Here is a 17,294-nt window from a genome sequence, read left to right as displayed (position 1 = left end):
GCCACTCTGTGAACGTGAATGGCAGGAGCAAACAGAACATCAGAGTCAAGCGCCCAGCGGGCGGGAGGCAGCCTGAACGGCTGGGCCAAGCGGAGGCCGGGACGTATTTTGACGTGCGCCCCGCGCGGCTGCCTTCCCGGCTGGAGGGCCTACACGCGCTGACCAAACCCGGGGTGCGCGGGTTTCCGGAGGTGGACCCGGCGCAGGCCCTTCTCGCGTGGGTGATGGGCCGGGACCGCGTGCGGGGCGACGTGTTGGACCTCACAGCGCTGGGCGGCCTGCTCGCCAGCCTCCCCGGAGTGACGCTGCGCGCCGTGGAGGGCTCGGCGGCGGCTCTGACGGTGCTGGAGCGAGCTGGCCTCAACCCGCTTGCCGCCGTGCCGGGTGACGACCTGCGGGAGCGCTGGCCCGAGCGGGCCCGTACCGTGGCCCTGGTGTTGGCGGGCGACCGGGGAAACGCCTATGCCCTCGCGCAGATCGCCTGGGCACAGGCCTGCACGCCGCCGGGCGGCACGCTCTATCTCGCCGGAGACCGTGACAAGGGCTTTGACCGCTACGTGCGCATTGCCGCCAGGGCGTTTGGTCGGGGAGAGACGGTCGCCCGCGACGGCGGGATGCGCGTGGCCCGTCTCAGCCGCTTTCCGGGACCCACACCAGCCTCTCCGGAGCCCGAGGGCTATGAGGCGTTCGGCGTGCGGGTGGTGGGCTTGCCCGGCGTCTTCAGCGCCGCGCGCCCCGACAGAGCGACGGCCCTGCTGCTGGAGACGCTGAATGACCTCGAGCTGAGCGGCCAACGCGTCTTGGACCTGGGCTGCGGCACCGGCCTGATCGGGGCTTGGGCCGCTCTCCGGGGCGCGCAGGCCACGCTGGTGGACGGAGACCTTCAAAGTGTTCGCAGTGCCGAAGCGACCCTCAGGGCGAACCACCTGCTCGGAGAAGTCCTGCACAGCGACGTGGACGCGGCACTGGGAGAGCGCACCTTTGACATGATTCTCACCAATCCTCCCTTTCATGTCGGTCGGGGTGTGGTGCTGGATGTGGCGCGTGAATTCATCGCGGCGGCCGAGCGCCGTCTGAAGCCCGGTGGGACGCTGTACCTCGTCGCCAACGAGCCGCTGCCCTACGAGCCGCCCCTGCGTGCCCTGGGAGAGCTGCGTGAGCTGCGGCGTGAGGGGGGCTTCAAGGTGCTGTCGGCGACGCGAGCGGGCGGACACTAGCGGGGTGGCCCCGCCTCCAGCACCTGCCGCACCCGTTCGGGCAGGGCCGTGCGGTCCTGGCGCGTCACGGCGCTGCGGGGCTTGCGGGACCACAGGGCGAGGTACACCTCGGCTTGTTGGGTCAAAAAGGCGCGGTAGCCCTCCTCGCCGCCGCTGCGGACGCATTCCAGCGCGAGGAGGTCGAGTTGTTCTTCCAGCTGCCCCAGTGCGATAAAGCGGGCGGCGTTTGTTCCGCTGTCCCCCAGCAGGGCGGGCAGGACGGCGAGGCGTTCGGGCGCTCGGATCAGCGTTCGGGCGGCGCGTTTGACGTTGGGGTCTTCCAGAGTGAGCTGGCAGGCGCGGCAGGGCTGCTCCCGGCTCGCCTCGCCGCACACCGGGCAGGCCCGCCAGCCCTGGGCTTCGCGCCACTTGCGGGCGCGGGTAATCGCCTCAGCGGCTCGGAGGGCCACATCCCGAAGGTCACCGTTCACGTTCCGCACGAGTTCGCGGGCGCGCTCGCGGTCCGGGGCCGGAAGCGGCGCCAGGCGTGGCGCGGCGGCCGGAGCGCGGACCGTGCCCACACTGAAGCGGATCTCGGTGACTCGCTCCTCGCCCAGCAGCTCGTTGAGGCGCCTGAGAAAGTGATGCCGCTGGAGGGTGAGGTGATGCGCCGTCGCGCTGTCGCGTACCTCCACAAACAGGGTGCCCCCGTGCTGGGTGCGTGGCCGCGTCAGCCGCGCGATCTCCGGTCCAACCGCTTGCGGCCAGGCCAGCAGCGCCCTCGCCCGCTGCACGCCCCTGGCCAGGCGCGCGGCCCCCAGCGCTCCGCCCAGCAGCTCTGAGACGTTGCGGGGACCACCCAGACGGCGGGGCTTACTCATGGGCAACCTCTGCTCTGCCGCTGGGTCATGCCCCCACCCCCACCGCTGCCGGGCGGCTTTCTTCGGTGAAGCGGCCAGCCTGAGCGTGCAGGGTCAGCGCTGCTTCTGGAATTCGCTCGGTGCCGGTCACGATGGCCTGCGGCACGCTGGCAGCGAGGTCGAGCAGGAAGCTGCGGCGCCCGGGGTCGAGCTCGGCGGTGAAGTCGTCGATCAGGAGGACCGGCTTTTCCCCGAACTTCTCCGCGAGCAGTTCCAGTTCGGCGCGGCGCAGGGCCAGCGCGACGGTGCGCCCCTCGCCCCGGCTGGCGTACTCGCTCGCAGGAAACTCGCCCAGGGTGAGCGTCAGGTCGTCGCGGTGCGGGCCGGTGACGGTGGCTCCCCGGCTCAGCTCCTCGGCTCGGCGGCTGGCCAGGTCGTGCGCGTAGGTTTGGGGCGTGGTGGACTCGCTCAGGCTCAGGGTGAGGGGCTTGCGGCTGCCCAGCTGGGCATTGGCCTCGCGGGCGAGCTCGTCCAGCCGGGTCAGCGCGCGGCGGCGAAACAGCATGATGTCGGTGCCGAGCTTGACAAGCTGCTCATCCCAGACGTGCATGGCCCAGTCTTCCCCGGCACGCAGGGCCGCATTTCGCTGCGCGACCGTGCGCTCGTAGCGAGCGAGCTGCTGTCCGTAGCGAGCGCTCAGGCGCGAAAGCAGCGCGTCGAGGTAGGCCCGCCGCCCCGCCGGGGGGCCAAAGACCAGTTCGCTGTCCTCAGGACGAATCCACACCGCGTTGCCGCGCGGCAGATCGCCCGTGCGGGCCCGCACCCCGTCCACCTTGAGGTGACGGCGCCCGCGCCCCAGCCCGACCTCCTGGATGCTGAGGCTGCCGCCCTGCTGCACGTCGGCGCGCACGTACGCCTCCTTCTCGCCGGACTGAATAAGCTGTTCCAGCCGGGTCACGTCCGTCAGGCCGGTCAACGCCAGGTACGCCGCCTCCAGCAGGTTGGTTTTGCCTGCCCCGTTCTCCCCGTACACGCCGGTCACGCCCGCCGGAAAATGAAGCGTGCCGGGCGCGAGATTCCGGTAATTGAGGGTGGAAAGAGACGAGAGCCGCACACCCAGCATTGTACCGGCGAGGGGCGGGAGCGGGCGTGCGTGGGCCGCAGTTGGGGAGGGAGGTGGAGAAAGGCTCTCTGCCCCTTATCCTCCTCCCCATGCCCCCCGACCGTGACCGCCTCCTGATCCTCACGCCGCACCCGTCCGGGGCGCTGCCCGCCGACGTGCTGCGGGAGATGCTGGGCGAGGACGCCTTCGATCTGAACAAGCGGGCAGCCTTCCTCACGCGGCTTTTCAAGGAGGGTGACCCGTATACCGATCTGATCTACGCGGTGCCCGGTGCGCGCTACCTGGAGGCCCCCTGGAGCCGCTTTGCCGCCGACCTCAACCGCGAGCGCGACGACCACGCGGACAACGGCGTGCTGAAGCTGACCGATTTCGCGCGGCGGCCGCTCTATCCGGCAGGCTTCACCCTGACGCCCGGGCGCCGCGAACGTCGGCTGCGCCGCCTCTGGGACGCCTTTGATGCGCAGGTGGGCACCGAGCTGGACGGCGCGGCGCTCATGATCGTGGGACACAGCATGGCCTCGCGCGGCCCGGCCCTCGGCCCGGACCCCGGCCAGCCGCGCCCCGCCCTGACGCTGATGCCCGGCACGGAGCGCGCGCCCACCTTCCCCCGGAACCGCTGGGAGGCGTTGCAAGCCGCCTGCGCCGAAGCCTTTGCGCCGGTCCTGACGGGTGACCTCACGCGGGTGGCGGTGGGTGACCCCTGGACCACCGACACCCTCAGCGCCCGCTGGAACGCCCGCACCGGTGTGCCCGCCTTCGGGCTGGAGATCAACGTGGCCCTCTACCTCAGCGAGGAAGGGGAACCCAGGCCGCAGGACATCCGCGCACTGGCCCGCGCCTTCGAGCACTTTGCGGACGCAGCGCTGGAACTGGTGTGAGGGGAAGCGGGACCCGCGCCCCTACGCTTCTCGTGTCGCCAGCCCCCGCACCTGAGCGAGGAGTTCCTGAGCCGCCTGCGGGTCAGGCGCGTCCCCCAGCGCCTCGGTGAGCTGGGCGAGCCCCTTGCGGGCCTGCGCGTCGGCATAGGCCTGGGCGTACTGCACGCTGCCGCTCGCCAGCAGCCAGCGGTGGATGGCCGCCATGGCCGTTTCGTCCTTTTGGGCTCGGTCACGGCGCATCTGCTCCAAAAAGACCTGCCGCTGCTCCTGTGGCGCCTGAGCCAGCCAGTGCAGCACGATCAGGGTGCGTTTGCCCTCCCAGAGGTCGCCGCCGATCTCCTTGCCGTACTTGGCGGGATCGCCGGCCAGGTTCAGCACGTCGTCACGGATCTGGAAGGCTGCGCCCAGCGCTTCACCCGCCGCCGTAAAGCGCTCGTCCGGCGTCACCCCGGCGGCGAGTGCGCCCAGCCGCAGCGGCGCGACCACCGTGTACAGGGCCGTTTTGAGGCGCACCATCGCCAGGTAGTCGCTTTCTCCCAGCGCCCAGCTGCGCTCCTGCACCCAGGTCAGGTCGAGGTGCTGGCCTTCTGCCGTGCGCCAGACCATGTTCAGAAATTCTTCCATGGCGCCCGGCACCCCCGCGCGGTGAACGGCCGCCCACATGGAGGCGTGCAGGGCGTCTCCCACGTTGATCGCCAAGGGTACCCCGTGCAGGCGGTGCAGGGCGGGCCGGCCCCGGCGCTCCTCCGAGTCGTCCTCGATGTCGTCGTGGATCAGCACCCAGTTCTGAAAGAGTTCCAGACCCGCCGCGAGCCACAGTGCTCCTTCCCAAGCCGCCGTGCCGGGCAAGGCTCCATGGGCGCGGGCACTGGCGAGAAGCAGCTGGGAGCGCAGGCCTTTGCCGCCGCGCTCGGGATAGTCGCGCAGCATGGCCCAAAAGGCTTGCAGTTCCGGGCGGTCACGGCGCTCAGGCAGCAGAGACAGCACGCGGGGAAGCAGGTCGGGGTGCATCGGGAAGCAGTCTAGCCTGCCGCTCGAGCGCGCCTCCCGGCTTCTCACATGCTCCCTCTACACTGGGGGCGTGACCCTCGCGGCCCCCCGCTCCGCCCGTGTTCTTCGCGCCGTGTTGCTGGGGGCGGGTGTGGTCCTGCTCGCTGGGCCGCTGCTGCTGCCGGAGGTGCGCGACTTCGTGCAGCGGGCCTACCTGGCCCTTGTCTCCCGTGATCCCGCCGTCACCCGGGCCTTTGTGGACGGGCTGGGCTGGGCGGGGCCGCTTGCCATCCTGCTCGGCTTTGTGCTTCAGGCGGTGTTTCCGGTGCTGCCCGCACTGGTGATGACGGCGGTGACGGCACGGGCCTACGGTCCGGTGGAGGGCTTTTTCCTCGTGTACCTCGGCACGCTGCTGGGGGCCGCGGCCGGGTACGGCCTGGGCCGCGCGCTGGGGGACACGCTGGTGCGGATGCTGGCAGGAGAACGTGCCCGCAGCGCGGCGCAGGCCTTTGCCCTGCGCTACGGGGTGTCGGGCGTGCTGCTGGTGCGCCTGATGCCGGTGCTGTCGGCCGACGTGCTGAACCTGGTGGCGGGTGCGGCGCGCATGCCTTTTCGGGCCTTTTTGCTGGCGACAGGGGCGGGGGCGCTCCCGGTCACGGCGCTGGTGGTGTGGCTGAGTGGCAGCATGCGGCGTCTCGCCTGGGGCCTGGGGCTTCTCTCGGCGGGTGTGGCGCTGGGGGTAGGGGTACGCTGGTGGCTGGCCCGCCGCGCCCTGACCGGGGCCAAAGTCGAGTAAACTGCGCGGCGAACCGTCCCCGACGCGGGGCACTTCCGGGAGGAGCATGACGCAAGGCAAGACGGACGCGGTCCAGGTGGGAGCGTCGGCATACGAGCGGGCAGGCGTGAATATTGATGCGGGGCACCGGGCGGTTGCCCTGATGCGGAGCGCGGTGGCCCGTACCCACACGCCCGCCGTGCTGGGCGGCATCGGGGGCTTTGGCGGCCTGTTTCGCGCGGCCTTTGAGAACCTCAAGGATCCCGTGCTGGTGGCGTCCACCGACGGCGTAGGCACCAAGACGAAGGTGGCGGTGCGAACTGGGCGCTGGGCGGGCCTGGGAGCGGACATCGTCCACCACTGTGTCAACGACATCCTGGTGCAGGGCGCGCGCCCCCTCTTTTTCCTCGACTACGTGGCCATGGGCCGCCTGCTGCCCGAACGGGTGGCCGAAGTCGTGACCGGCGCGGCTCAGGCTTGCGAGGCGCTTGGTGTGGCGCTCTTGGGGGGGGAAACCGCCGAGATGCCCGGTGTGTACGTGGAGGGCGAACTCGACATCGTGGGCACCATCGTGGGGGTGGTGGACCGGCCCAACCTCATTGACGGCTCGCGCATCATACCCGGTGACACGGTGATTGCCCTGCCGAGCACTGGGCTGCACACCAACGGCTACAGCCTCGCCCGAATGGCCCTGGACGACCTGGACTGGGAGGAGGCGCGCCCCGACCTGGGCGGTGAGCGGCTTGCGGACCTGCTCACCGTACCCCACCGGGCCTACCTGGGAGCCTTTGACGCGCTTGCGGCGGCGGGCGTGGACGTGCGCGGCATGGCCCACATCACCGGTGGCGGGCTGGTGGACAATCCGCCGCGCATCTTTCCGGCAGGGGTAGGCCTGCGGGTGGACGCCTCGTCCTGGAGGGTGCCGCCCCTCTTCGAGCTGATCGTGCGGCGGGCAGGAGTGGCCCGCGAAGAGGCCTTCCGCGCCCTGAACATGGGGGTGGGTTTTCTCTTTATCGTGCCTGCCGTGCAGCGGGAGGCGGCGCTTGCCGCCCTACGCGGCGCGGGCGAGGCGCCGTGGGTGATGGGGGAGATGGTGTCCGGCACGGGTGTGACCTTTGACGAGGTGCCTTCTTGACCAGGCACCGGCCCCCGACGGGCTTCGCCCTCCCCGACCGCCGAACCGCCACGGAGTTCTGGGTCGTGCGGCACGGCGAGAGCACCTGGAATGCCGGCGGGCGCTACCAGGGTCAGACGGACGTGCCGCTGAGCCACGTGGGGATCCTCCAGGCATCGAGCCTCGCCGAGCGGCTCACCGGCCAGCACTTCGACGCGGTGTACTCCAGCGACCTGGCCCGCGCCTTTCAGACGGCCGAGATCGTCGCGGAGCGCCTCAGCGGACGTCCCCCGGTTCAGCCTGATCCCGGTCTGCGTGAGATCGACGTGGGCGAACTCAGCGGGCTGGTGCTCGCCGACATCGAGGCGCGGCACCCCGAGTACCTGCGCGACCTGCGGGCCGATCCCTGGCGAACGCGCCGCCCGGGGGGCGAGAGCATGGAAGACCTTTTTGTTCGCTCCGGCGCAGCGTTTGAGCGCTTACGCGCCCGTCATCCCGGTGGGCGAGTGCTCGTCTTTACCCACGGCGGCGTTGTGCGGGTCGCGGTGGGGCTCGCGCTGGGAGGCGTTCCGAACAACGCCTGGGCGCGCCTCAGCGTGACCAATACCTCGATTACCCGCATCCTGCTGGGCGAGAACAGCGGCACGCTGCTGGGGTTTAATGACGACGCGCACCTAGAGAACCTGATCGAGGCGACCGAGGCCGATGACGTGCTGGGGCAGGCGCCGTAGGGCGGAGTGCTCCAGGCAGCCCGGCTTGGGTGTGCCCCGCCCTACGGTAGCCTGACCACCAAGCATGCCCCCGCTGTTGACCCGCTGCCGCTGTGGTGGCTCTTCCCTCCCGGGTTGTCCCGGGGTGCTGTGGGTGCGGGAGGCGCCCCGATGAACCCTGTCTACGCTGCCTGGCTCCTGGTGGCCACGCTCACGGCCCTGTTTACCGCGGGGGTGGCCTGGTCGCGCCGCCACGCACCGGGGGCTTTTCCGCTGGTGCTGCTGCTGCTCGCGCTGGCCGAGTGGACCCTGACCTACGCCCTGCACTGGCTCGTGGCGTCTCCCGAACTGCGGCGCGCCTGGCTCGACGCCACCTTTGTGGGCGTGTCCCTCGCCCCGGTGTTCGTGCTGCTGATGACGCTCGAGCTCACCGGGCGTGCGTTGGGCCGCGCGGTTCGGGCCGCTTTGTTCGGCGTGCCGCTGGTGACCCTGCTGCTGCTGTTGGGGGGGGATCCCCAGGGCCTGCTGTTCGGGGGGCGAACGCTTGGCGCAAATCACCTGCTGCAGGGCGGCCCCTGGTTCCGGGTGGTGGCCCTGTACGGCTACGCGCTGCTGCTCTTCAGCGTGGCGCTGCTGGTGCACTTCGCCTGGCACGCGCCGCCCCTCTACCGGCGCCAGGGCATGCTGCTGCTGGCCGGGCTGGTGCTGCCCTGGGGCGTGAATGTGGTGAGCGTGCTGGGGGCGCGGCCCTTTCCGAACCTGGACCTGACGCCGGTGCTGTTTTTGCTCACCGCACTGGTGTTTTTGTGGGGGATCAGGGGCTTTCGGCTGTTTGACGTGCTCCCGGTGGCGCGACATCTCTTGGTCGAGCAGATGGCAGAGGGCGTGCTGGTGCTGGACGAGCAGGCGCGGGTGGTGGACCTCAATCCGGCGGCCCGCCGACTGAGTCGCTCGTCTGGTCCTTCCCCGATCGGCCAGCCGCTGGAGGAGGTATTTGCCGACTGGAGTGCCGTGCTGGAGCGCTACCGCGGTGTGCAGCAGGCGCATGCTGAACTGCGGCTGGACGACCACCTTTTTCTGGACCTGCGCATCTCCCCGCTGTATGACCGCCAGGGGCGGCTACGGGGCCGACTCGTGGTCTGGCGCGACGTGACCGCACGCCGCCAGGCCGAGGCGCGGCTGCAGCAGGCGCACGCCGAGTTGCAGGCCCGACTCGCGCAGATCGAGCAGCTGCAACTGGCCTTGCGTGAACAGAGCCTGCGCGATCCCCTCACCGGCCTGCACAACCGCCGCTTTCTCCAGACGGCCCTGGAAGAGGCGCAGGCACGGGCGGCGGCGAGCGGGCAGCCCTTGAGCCTGGTGATTTTGGATATCGACCACTTCAAGCAGATCAATGACCAGGCCGGGCACGGGGGTGGGGACGCCGTCTTGCGCAGCGCCGCGCGCCTGCTCGAGAGGCACCTGCGCGCGGGGGAGACGCTCTGCCGCTACGGGGGGGAAGAATTCGTGTTCGTCCTCCCCGAGACACCGCTGACGGAGGCGCTGAGCCGGGCCGAAGCCTGCCGGGCAGCCCTGGAGAAGCAGGTGGTGGTGTACGATGAACAGCTGCTGCGCTGCACGGCCTCGTTGGGGGTAGCCACCTTTCCCGACCACGGGCCGGATGCAGGCGCGGTGCTGCTCGCCGCTGACCAGGCCCTCTACGCGGCTAAGAACGAGGGACGCAACCGGGTGGCGGCCCCGCTATCCTGAGGCGGCATGACTGCCTCCACCCTCGAAACCCGTTTCCGGGCTGGCGATCCCCGTGCCCTGGCCCGCGCGATCACGCTGGTTGAAAGCGGCCTGCCCGCCGCTCGACCCCTGCTGCGCGCCGCTCGGGAGATCGCGGCGGCTCGCGGCCCGGCAGGGACCGTTGTGCTGGGCGTGACCGGCAGCCCCGGCAGCGGCAAAAGCACCCTGACCGACGCCCTTATCGCCCACCTGCGCGGCCAGGGCCAGCGTGTGGCGGTGCTGGCGGTGGATCCCAGTAGCCCCTACTCGGGGGGTGCCATCCTGGGAGACCGCATCCGCATGCTGCGCCATCACGCCGATACGGGCGTATTCGTGCGTTCGCTGGCCAGCCGGGGGGCGCTGGGCGGGCTCTCCCCGCGGGCCATGCCGGTGCTGGCCCTCCTGGAGGGGGCGGGCTTCGACTGGGTGATTCTGGAGACGGTCGGTGTCGGGCAGTCGGAGGTGGACGTGGCTGCGGCCTGTGACCATACCCTGCTGGTGCTCACACCCGCCGGGGGTGACGGCGTGCAGGCGTTCAAGGCCGGCATTATGGAGATCGCCGACGTCATCGCCGTCAACAAGGCCGACCTGCCCGGTGCTGACCGCACCGTCCGCGAACTGCTCGCTGCCCAGGGCCTGGGGCGACACGACGAACACACCTGGCTCGCCCCCGTTCGCCGCACCGTCGCGCAGACGGGCGAGGGGGTGGACAAGATCGTAGACGCCGTTCTCGCGCACCGCGCCTTCCTGGGTGAGGCGGGCCTGCATGACCGCCGTGAGCGCCGTGCCGAGTTCGAGGTGCGGACGCTGGTGCAAGACCGCGTGCTCAGGCGGGCCCGCGAGATGAGCGGTAACCTCTATGCCCGCGTCGCCCGGGGCGAACTCGACGCGGACGCCGCTGCCGACGCGCTGCTGGCGGGGGCGTAGGCTGGGGCACATGAGCGAACGGGTCACCTTGGACGCTGAATTTGTGCGCCGCGCGCTGGGCTTTGGGCGGGAGGGCAATCCTGCGGACGTGCAGGTGACGCCGGACGCGCTGCCGCCGGACTTTCCCCTCAGGCTGCCGGACCTGGCAGGGCTGCGGGTGCTGGGCGGGATTCGCTCGGCCGCGCCGCGCTGGGTGTTTTCCTTTCCGGGGGCGGAGCCGCAGCAGTCCGCCGAGCACGTCCTGTGGCGGGCCTTTCTGGACGTGCCTGCGCCTCAGCCGGAGGTAATGGAGACCCTGCTGGCTCACTTCTTGGACCAGGGCTGGCAGACCGCCCGGATGTTCCAGGCGGTCTTCGTCGAGGCGGCACGCTCGCAGTGGCTGGCCGCTCGGTGCCAGCCCCCGCGCATTCTGAAGGTCTTTGTGCGCGGCGAGAGCGGGATGACGCAGGTGTGGCTGGAGACCCGGGACACCGACTCGGAACACGCAGGCCACCTGCTGGGCCGTCTTTCCTACGTTCAGGATCAGCCTGACCCGCTCCTCCCGACCCTGACGCTTCCGGGAGGCTGGACCGCCCGGATGCTCTCGGGCCACGGCGGCCCGGTCTGCTCCCAGACTTTCCTGCTGCGGTCCGCAGGGACCCGGTTCGACCCGGCCGCCCTGCTGTCTGAGCTCCTCCCGCAGCTCGAGCGGCAGGGGTGGCGTCTCCTCTGCCGCGAGGACGGCCCGGAATGCCTCTCCGTGTACCGCACGGCCCTGGGCTTGGGCACGCTGTTCCTGCGCGCGGAGGAAAGTCAGGTGAGGGCCCGGATCGTCCACGCCACGGCGGGGGAGGAGAGAGGCGCGGGGGCTGCCGCGTTCGAGGTCCCCTAAGCTGATTGCTATGCGTGCCCGTACCCTCGCCCCCATCCTCTTTGCCTTTCTGACCGGGCAGCGCCTCCTCGAGCTGCGTCTTGCGCGGGCCAATGAGCGTTGGGCGCGGGCGCGCGGCGCAGCCGAATACGGTCAGGAACACTACCCGCTCTTCTTCGTCCTGCACCCCGCCTGGATGCTGGGCCTGCTGCTTGAAGGCCGCGCCTCCCGCGGGCGCGTCCACTGGTTGGCCCTCGTGCTCTTCGTGGTCGCGCAGCCCTTGCGCGTCTGGGTGATTCGTACGCTGGGCCGGTACTGGAATACGAAAATTCTGATTGTGCCCGGCGGGGAGCGGGTGCGGCGCGGTCCCTTCCGCCTCCTGCGGCACCCCAACTACGCGGTGGTGGCGCTGGAGATGGCCGCAGGCCCTCTCGCGGTGGGCGCCTGGCGCACAGCGCTGGTGGGCAGCGTGCTGAACGCCGCGCTGCTGCTGCTTGTGCGGCTTCCGGCGGAGGAGCGCGCGTTGCGGGCCTACCACCAGGGGGAACGCTAGGAAGCCCTGCGGCGCTCAAAGGTCAGGCCGCGCGGTGTATCGGCGAGCCGCACGGCAGCCCGCACCGGCACGGCCTGGAGTTCCAGTCGGGTGCGGCCGGGGGCATTGGTCTGCTCGAGGGCGGCAGCGACCGCCAGCACCCGCAGGCCCCGCCGCTCCGCACGGAGGAGCGCCGCCAGCTCAGGCAGGCCGTCCGTGAGGTGGGCGGTCACCAGGGCCACCTCTCCGGGGAAGAGGTCGGGCACGGCGCGCAGATCAGGAGCGAGCACCGGAATGCCGCGCGCGCGGGCCAGGGCCCGGGCGAAGTGTTCGCCACCCGGCAGGGCCAGCACCGCGTCGAGTTCGGGCAGCGCGGCGGCAAACAGCCCCGCCAGTTCCTCCCACTCCTGCTCCGGCAGGCCCGCCAGCCAGGCCCGCAGCCGAGCCTCGGAGGGGAGAAGCCCGGCCACCGCATCCCGAAAGGCGAGGTTCATGCCCCAGCGTACACTGTTCAAAACTTCACGTCTTGCTGGTGTGTGGACACAAGGGGGGGGAGGGGTGGCCCGTCACGCTGGACGCCTCTGCCGAAGAGGGAGCAGCTGACGTAGGGTAGGTCGATGCAAGCGACTGCTGCCCAGACCGCCGCCCGCCATGGGACCGCCATCGCGGTGACCGTGACCGCCGGGCACTTTATCAACGATGCCTACGGGGCGATGCTCACGCCCCTGACACCGGCCCTACAGGGCAAATTCGGCGTTTCCATCGCGGCCGTGACCCTGCTCTCCAGCGTGTACAGCCTGACGAGCAGCGTGCTGCAACCGCTGCTGGGCATCTTGGGCGAACGGGTAGACCGCCGCTACGCCGCGGCGCTTGGGCCGCTGCTGACCGGCCTGGGCCTCACGCTGATGGGATTTGTTCCGTGGTTCGGGGCGCTGGTGCTGCTCGTGGCGGTGGCGGGCTTTGGCAGCGGCTTCTTTCACCCGGCGGGCGCGGCCTACATCGCCCTGAGCAGTCCTGCGCAGCAGCGGGGGCTGTGGGCCAGCCTCTTTAGTGCGGGCGGCACGGCGGGGATGGCTCTGGGACCGGTGTTCGCGGGGGTAGGGCTCACGCACCTGCCCTGGTTTGCCCTGATCGGCGCGGTGATCGCCGCCGTGTCCTTTGTCGTGACGCCCGCCAGCCGCGCCGAGGGCCGCCGGACCGGATTCCGCGAATACGCCGGTATCTTCCGTGGCCCGTTGGTCGCCCTGTGGGCGATGGCCGTGCTGCGCTCGCTCGCCAGCATGGGCTATAACGCCATGCTCCCCTTTCTCCTGCTGAACCGGGGGTTTGGTACCCGGGAGGTCGGCGTCACGCTGGCCATCTACTCCGTCGCGAGCGCCGTTGGCGGCATCATTGGCGGCCGGGCCAGCGACCGTTACGGGCGGGTGCCGGTGCTGCGGGCGGCCATCCTCAGCACCATTCCGCCCTTTGCGCTGCTCATCCTGTCCAGCCCAGCGAACCCGTGGTTTTATCCCCTCACGTTTCTGGTGGGGGCGGCGGTGAACGCCAGCATTCCGGTCGGGGTGGTCGCCGCGCAGGAGTACGCGCCGGGGCATGTCGCTGTCGCGAGCTCCATCATGATGGGCTTCTCGTGGGGATTTGCAGGACTTCTGGTGTTTCTCGTCGGGGCGCTCGCGGACGTCACCACGCCGACCGTCGCGGCGCTGGCCAGCCTGACCCTGCTGATTCCCAGTGCGCTCATCGCGTACCGGTTGCCGGAGCCGCGGAAGGCGGAGTTCGAGTAGGTGGGGAGGGGCGCTGCGCTGGGCAAGAGCCGTTCCGGACGTTTCTGGGGTTGTACGCCCTTGCCCCATGAGAAGGCCTCGGCGCTGGCGCGCCGAACGGCTCCCCGCCCCATCTCATCCCCGCGCCTCCCGCTGCCGCCGCACAAAGGTCAGAAAGTCCTCCTGGTCCAGCGTGTTCACGATCCTGTCCGGCGTGAGCCCCGCCTTGCGGGCGACGGCCACCCCGTAGCGGGCATCTCCCAGCCCCGCGAGGGTATGGGCATCGGTGTTGATGGCAAAGCGGAGCCGCTCGCGCCAGCGCAGAGCGTCGCGCCAGTCCAGGTCGAGGCGGTAGGGGTTGGCGTTGATCTCTACGACGGTGCCGCTGCGCTCGCAGGCCGCGAGGACCGCGTCGAGGTCCAGCTCGTAGCCGGGGCGGCGCAGCAGCAGGCGGCCCGTGGGGTGCCCCAGGACCGTGACCAGAGGGTGCGAGACGGCCCGCAAGAGCCGTTCGGTCTGCCGCCCCGCGTCCAGGGTGAAGTGGCTATGAACGCTCGCGACGACGTAATCGAGGTTCAGCAGCTCCTCGTCGGGGTAGTCCAGGGTGCCGTCGGCGAGGATATCGACCTCGGCACCGGCCAGGATGGGGAGGCCCGCTCGCTGAAGCTCGCGGATCTCGCGCACGTAGGCTCGCAGGCGCTCGATGCTCATGCCATTCGCGTAGTGCGCCGCGCGGGAGTGGTCTCCGGTGCCGAGGTAGGTGTGGCCACGCCGCAGCGTTTCTTCCACCATCTGGGAGAGGGTGGCCGCGCCGTCCGACCAGACGGAGTGGGTGTGCAGCAGGCCCCGCAGGTCCGCCACCGTGACCAGGGCTTCGGGCGGCGGAAGGGTCTGCCACAGCGCGTCGTGCTCGGGTTCGCGGTACTCGGCGGGCCGCAGGGGAAGGCCCAGGGCGCGGGCCACGTCCACCTCGGCCGGGGTGGGGAGGCGTTGGCCTTCGCGTTTCAACCCCCACCCGCTGAGGTCAAAGCCCCGCGCCTTCGCCTCAGCCCGCAGCGCCTCGCGGTACTCGGTGCCCCCGCCCATCATCAGGTCCAGCGCCCCACGTGCCCCAGCGGGGGCGTAGGCGACCTCCACCGGCACACCGTCCACCCGCCCGGTCAGGAGCGGCTTGCCCTCGACCGGCCTGAGGTCTTCGGCCACGCCGGACAGTCGGGCCCTGACGTCCTCGGCGGACCCGGTCACCGTCACGCGGGCCGTTCGCACGGTCTCCAGCCCTCGGCGGACATCTCCAGCCAGGCGGGGCTCTTGGTCCACCAGCCGCGCCGCAAGGCCCTCAGCCACATTCAGCCCTACGGCGAGGTGCTGGCGGTCCTGCGCGGCCAGTGCAAATTCCACCGTTTCCAAAAGGGCCGCGGCACTCTTGGGGCCAAAGCCCTTCAGGGCCGCGACCCGGCCGTCACGGGCGGCCGCGCGCAGCCCTTCCAGCGAGTCGATGCCGGCGTCCCACAGCGCCCGAATCTTTTTGGGCCCCAGCCCCCGCACCCGAAAGAGGCCCAGCACGCCGGGCGGGACCTGGCTCGCGGCGTCCTCCAGCGGGGCGAAGCGGCCGGTTTTGGCGAAAGTGACCAGCTCGGCGGCGATCGTCTTCCCGACTTTCGGGACGCCCGCGAAGCTGGAGGCGACGAGTTCTGCCGCGTCTGTGTCGAGCGCCTCCAGGCTTCGCGCCGCACTTCGGTAGGCGTTCGCGCGGAAGGGCTCCTGGCCCAGCAGCTCGAGCAGGTCCGCCGTGGTTTTTAAGACGCCCACCAGCTCCTTGCGGGTGACGTCAGCCATGGCGCACCCTCCCCGCGTAGGTCACGACCTGCCCGCCCGCCTCCCCAATCTGCCGCCAGGCGTCCGCGAAGCGGAACCCGACCTCCCCAGGCGCGTGGGCGTCGCTGCCCAGGACAAAGGGAAGGCCGCGCTCGGCGGCGGCGCGGGTCAGCTCGGGTGAGGGGTACGCCTCCGCGACGGGCTTGCGCCAGCCCGCCGTGTTGAAGTCGAGGGCCAGACCGGCCGCGGCGATCACGTCCAGGGCGCGCAGGGCCGCCGAGCCGTCCGGATCGCGGTGCCCGAACTTCTTGGGCAGATCGAGGTGGCCCACGCTGTCAAAGAGACCCGTCTGCGCGGCACCCGCCACCAGCGCGTAGTAGTCGCGGTACAGCTCCCCCAGGTCGCGGGCCTCGTACTCGGCGGCGAATTCGGGGTTATCAAAGCCCCACGCGCCGAGGTAATGGACGCTGCCGATCACGTAATCCCAGGGATAGGCGTTCAGGACACGCTCCACAAAACGCTCCGTGCCGGGGTGAAAGTCGGCCTCCAGGCCCAGCCGCACCGTGAGCCGCCCGGCAAACTCGGCCTGTACCTCGCGCACCGTGTCCACGTACTCGGCCAGCTGGTCCAGCCGCATTCGCCAGGGCGCGTCGTACCAGACGGGCATGGGCATATGGTCGGTGAAGCAGATGCCGCTGAGGCCCGCGTCCAGCGCCGCCTGCGCATACTCGCGCGGCGTGCCGGTCGCGTGGCCGCACAGCGGCGTGTGAAGGTGAGAATCGAAGAGCGAGGAAGTGACCAACCCCCCTCCTGAAGTCGGGGGCTTCTCAGGCGACGGCATGACTTCCACCGTTCTCGCCTGAAGGCAAGGCCCTTGCCAGGATGTTCTTCGCCGCGTTGTGGTCGGCATGGTCCTCATGCCCACAGGACACGCACCTGAACACCTCATTGTCCCGGTTCTCCCGGCAGGTATGCCCGCAGGCGTGGCAGCGCTGCGAGGTGTACTGCGGGGGAACCCGAACCACCACGCGGCCAGCACTCTCAGCCTTGCCGCGCAGGATGTCGAGGAACGCACGCCATCCGACATCGGAGATGGAGCGGGCGAGATTGCTGGGCACCAGGTTGGACACCTTCAGGTCTTCATGGGCAATCAGGTCGTGTTCCCGAACAAGCTTCCGGGCCGTCTTGTGATGGAAGTCCTGCCTTGAGCGACGAATCCTCCGGTAGGTCTTGGCGAGTTGCCGAACCGCTTTCTGACGGCGGTGGCTGCCCTTCTGGCGGCGGGAGACGGTGCGCTGCTGGACGCGCAGCTTCCTGAGGGACTTCCCCAGGTGCCGGGGATTCTCGACGAACTCCCCATCCGAGGTGATGGCGAAATACCGCGTTCCCACGTCCACGCCTACAGCGCTTCCCGTTTCGGGAAGCGGACTGACCGGGACTTCACAGGTGTAGACCGCGTACCACTCGTCCACGTCCAGCACGATTTGCAGGGTCTTGGGCTTGCCTTCCAGCGGGCGGTGAAACCGGCACCTCACCGCGCCGATCTTGGGAAGGGAGATACGCCGCCCGTCGTCCACGGGACGCCCGCAGGCCGTCCAATCGTTCTTCTTGTTGTCCCAGCACTGCTTGAACCGGAAGGAGTTCCAGCGTTGCGCGGGTTTGAAGCGGGGGAACCCCGCTTTCTCCCCGCGCTTCACGCGCCTGAAGAACGCCTTGTATGCCTTGTCGAGCCGGTCCAGCGTGTCTTGCAGGACGTGGGCGTAGACCTCGGCGTACTCCGGGCACTCTGCCTTCAGGGCGCTCAGTTCACGCTGCTGGTCGTAGGCGCTAAGGGTCTTGCCCTGCTTGCGGTAGGCTTCGCGGCGCTGCTCAAGGCCCGCGTTGTAGAGCCGCCGAGTGAGGCGCAGGGTCTCAAGCATGGCGGCCTCTTGGGACTTGGTCGGGGATAACCGAAAACGGAAGACCCGGATGGTGGGACGCTCTGACATGCGAGG

17 protein-coding genes are annotated in these 17,294 nt (G+C 70.2%); 10 read left to right on the top strand and 7 right to left on the bottom strand.

What is annotated here, in order from left to right:
• Nucleotides 1-14: 14 nt before the first annotated feature.
• On the top strand, nucleotides 15-1,217 hold the full coding sequence (locus EI73_RS05885) for a class I SAM-dependent methyltransferase (RefSeq protein ID WP_034385055.1): 1,203 nt from the start codon (nucleotides 15-17) through the stop codon (nucleotides 1,215-1,217).
• Here EI73_RS05885 and EI73_RS05880 read toward each other — a convergent pair.
• Together EI73_RS05880 and recF are read right to left on the bottom strand one after the other, a co-directional pair.
• The gene (locus tag EI73_RS05880) at nucleotides 1,214-2,077 is read right to left on the bottom strand and encodes a DUF721 domain-containing protein (RefSeq protein WP_034385052.1); all 864 of its coding nucleotides are present in this window, start codon (nucleotides 2,075-2,077) and stop codon (nucleotides 1,214-1,216) included. The two genes, EI73_RS05885 and EI73_RS05880, sit on opposite strands and share 4 nt — an antisense overlap.
• A 25-nt stretch (nucleotides 2,078-2,102) precedes the next feature.
• Complete coding sequence (recF, locus tag EI73_RS05875) at nucleotides 2,103-3,179, bottom strand: DNA replication and repair protein RecF (protein ID WP_034385049.1); 1,077 nt, start codon at nucleotides 3,177-3,179, stop codon at nucleotides 2,103-2,105.
• Nucleotides 3,180-3,268: 89 nt separating this feature from the next.
• On the opposite strand from recF, the gene EI73_RS05870 reads away from it, so the two are divergent.
• On the top strand, nucleotides 3,269-4,057 hold the full coding sequence (locus EI73_RS05870; protein WP_034385047.1) for an N-formylglutamate amidohydrolase: 789 nt from the start codon (nucleotides 3,269-3,271) through the stop codon (nucleotides 4,055-4,057).
• Between the two features lie 21 nt (nucleotides 4,058-4,078).
• Here EI73_RS05870 and EI73_RS05865 read toward each other — a convergent pair whose 3' ends face one another.
• Nucleotides 4,079-5,068, bottom strand: a complete 990-nt coding sequence (locus EI73_RS05865) for a polyprenyl synthetase family protein (protein WP_034385045.1) — start codon at nucleotides 5,066-5,068, stop codon at nucleotides 4,079-4,081.
• 70 nt (nucleotides 5,069-5,138) lie between these two features.
• Here EI73_RS05865 and EI73_RS05860 point away from each other — a divergent pair, with 70 nt between their 5' ends.
• From EI73_RS05860 to EI73_RS05830, 7 genes are all read left to right on the top strand, one after another.
• Entirely contained in the window at nucleotides 5,139-5,843 is a 705-nt protein-coding gene (locus EI73_RS05860) for a TVP38/TMEM64 family protein (protein ID WP_034385043.1), read from the top strand.
• Between the two features lie 46 nt (nucleotides 5,844-5,889).
• Complete coding sequence (gene purM, locus EI73_RS05855; RefSeq protein WP_034385041.1) at nucleotides 5,890-6,957, top strand: phosphoribosylformylglycinamidine cyclo-ligase; 1,068 nt, start codon at nucleotides 5,890-5,892, stop codon at nucleotides 6,955-6,957.
• Nucleotides 6,954-7,667, top strand: a complete 714-nt coding sequence (locus tag EI73_RS05850; protein WP_034385039.1) for a histidine phosphatase family protein — start codon at nucleotides 6,954-6,956, stop codon at nucleotides 7,665-7,667. Before purM ends, EI73_RS05850 begins: the two co-directional genes overlap by 4 nt.
• 150 nt (nucleotides 7,668-7,817) lie before the next feature.
• Nucleotides 7,818-9,395, top strand: a complete 1,578-nt coding sequence (locus EI73_RS05845) for a diguanylate cyclase (RefSeq protein ID WP_034385036.1) — start codon at nucleotides 7,818-7,820, stop codon at nucleotides 9,393-9,395.
• A gap of 6 nt (nucleotides 9,396-9,401) precedes the next feature.
• Nucleotides 9,402-10,340: a methylmalonyl Co-A mutase-associated GTPase MeaB gene (gene meaB / locus EI73_RS05840; protein WP_034385033.1), complete on the top strand. Its 939-nt coding sequence runs from the start codon at nucleotides 9,402-9,404 to the stop codon at nucleotides 10,338-10,340.
• Nucleotides 10,341-10,350: 10 nt separating this feature from the next.
• Nucleotides 10,351-11,211: a hypothetical protein gene (locus EI73_RS05835; protein ID WP_034385030.1), complete on the top strand. Its 861-nt coding sequence runs from the start codon at nucleotides 10,351-10,353 to the stop codon at nucleotides 11,209-11,211.
• Between the two features lie 10 nt (nucleotides 11,212-11,221).
• Nucleotides 11,222-11,743 (top strand): isoprenylcysteine carboxyl methyltransferase family protein, encoded by a 522-nt coding sequence (locus EI73_RS05830; RefSeq protein ID WP_051935426.1) that lies wholly within the window; start codon nucleotides 11,222-11,224, stop codon nucleotides 11,741-11,743.
• On the opposite strand, the gene EI73_RS05825 is transcribed toward EI73_RS05830, so the two are convergent.
• Nucleotides 11,740-12,216, bottom strand: coding sequence for a hypothetical protein (locus tag EI73_RS05825; RefSeq protein ID WP_034385027.1), 477 nt, complete (start codon nucleotides 12,214-12,216; stop codon nucleotides 11,740-11,742). The genes EI73_RS05830 and EI73_RS05825 overlap by 4 nt on opposite strands.
• A gap of 123 nt (nucleotides 12,217-12,339) precedes the next feature.
• On the opposite strand from EI73_RS05825, the gene EI73_RS05820 reads away from it, so the two are divergent.
• Nucleotides 12,340-13,506, top strand: a complete 1,167-nt coding sequence (locus EI73_RS05820) for an MFS transporter (RefSeq protein WP_034385025.1) — start codon at nucleotides 12,340-12,342, stop codon at nucleotides 13,504-13,506.
• 114 nt (nucleotides 13,507-13,620) lie between these two features.
• On the opposite strand, the gene EI73_RS05815 is transcribed toward EI73_RS05820, so the two are convergent.
• From EI73_RS05815 to EI73_RS05805, 3 genes are read right to left on the bottom strand one after another with little or no spacing between them, the layout of a single operon-like run.
• Nucleotides 13,621-15,321, bottom strand: coding sequence for a DNA polymerase/3'-5' exonuclease PolX (locus tag EI73_RS05815; RefSeq protein ID WP_034385022.1), 1,701 nt, complete (start codon nucleotides 15,319-15,321; stop codon nucleotides 13,621-13,623).
• Nucleotides 15,314-16,102, bottom strand: coding sequence for a histidinol-phosphatase (locus EI73_RS05810; protein ID WP_034385019.1), 789 nt, complete (start codon nucleotides 16,100-16,102; stop codon nucleotides 15,314-15,316). The genes EI73_RS05815 and EI73_RS05810 overlap by 8 nt, the downstream gene beginning before the upstream one ends.
• Nucleotides 16,103-16,127: 25 nt before the next feature.
• Entirely contained in the window at nucleotides 16,128-17,219 is a 1,092-nt protein-coding gene (locus tag EI73_RS05805) for a transposase (protein WP_231557293.1), read from the bottom strand.
• Nucleotides 17,220-17,294: the final 75 nt, after the last annotated feature.

Source organism: Deinococcus sp. YIM 77859 (genome assembly GCF_000745175.1).
In the GTDB taxonomy this organism is placed as follows: domain Bacteria; phylum Deinococcota; class Deinococci; order Deinococcales; family Deinococcaceae; genus Deinococcus.
The sequence above is the reverse complement of the archived record's forward strand: the minus strand, read 5'-3'. Positions and strand labels throughout refer to the sequence as shown.

Excerpts from the sequence above, each read along its gene's own strand:
- EI73_RS05805 (WP_231557293.1), bottom strand. The coding sequence starts at position 17,219 with ATGCTTGAGACCCTGCGCCTCACTCGGCGGCTCTACAACGCGGGCCTT.
- EI73_RS05820 (WP_034385025.1), top strand. The coding sequence starts at position 12,340 with ATGCAAGCGACTGCTGCCCAGACCGCCGCCCGCCATGGGACCGCCATC.
- EI73_RS05830 (WP_051935426.1), top strand. The coding sequence starts at position 11,222 with ATGCGTGCCCGTACCCTCGCCCCCATCCTCTTTGCCTTTCTGACCGGG.
- EI73_RS05865 (WP_034385045.1), bottom strand. The coding sequence starts at position 5,068 with ATGCACCCCGACCTGCTTCCCCGCGTGCTGTCTCTGCTGCCTGAGCGC.
- recF (WP_034385049.1), bottom strand. The coding sequence starts at position 3,179 with ATGCTGGGTGTGCGGCTCTCGTCTCTTTCCACCCTCAATTACCGGAAT.
- EI73_RS05835 (WP_034385030.1), top strand. The coding sequence starts at position 10,351 with ATGAGCGAACGGGTCACCTTGGACGCTGAATTTGTGCGCCGCGCGCTG.
- EI73_RS05815 (WP_034385022.1), bottom strand. The coding sequence starts at position 15,321 with ATGGCTGACGTCACCCGCAAGGAGCTGGTGGGCGTCTTAAAAACCACG.
- EI73_RS05845 (WP_034385036.1), top strand. The coding sequence starts at position 7,818 with ATGAACCCTGTCTACGCTGCCTGGCTCCTGGTGGCCACGCTCACGGCC.
- meaB (WP_034385033.1), top strand. The coding sequence starts at position 9,402 with ATGACTGCCTCCACCCTCGAAACCCGTTTCCGGGCTGGCGATCCCCGT.
- EI73_RS05880 (WP_034385052.1), bottom strand. The coding sequence starts at position 2,077 with ATGAGTAAGCCCCGCCGTCTGGGTGGTCCCCGCAACGTCTCAGAGCTG.
- EI73_RS05825 (WP_034385027.1), bottom strand. The coding sequence starts at position 12,216 with ATGAACCTCGCCTTTCGGGATGCGGTGGCCGGGCTTCTCCCCTCCGAG.
- EI73_RS05870 (WP_034385047.1), top strand. The coding sequence starts at position 3,269 with ATGCCCCCCGACCGTGACCGCCTCCTGATCCTCACGCCGCACCCGTCC.
- purM (WP_034385041.1), top strand. The coding sequence starts at position 5,890 with ATGACGCAAGGCAAGACGGACGCGGTCCAGGTGGGAGCGTCGGCATAC.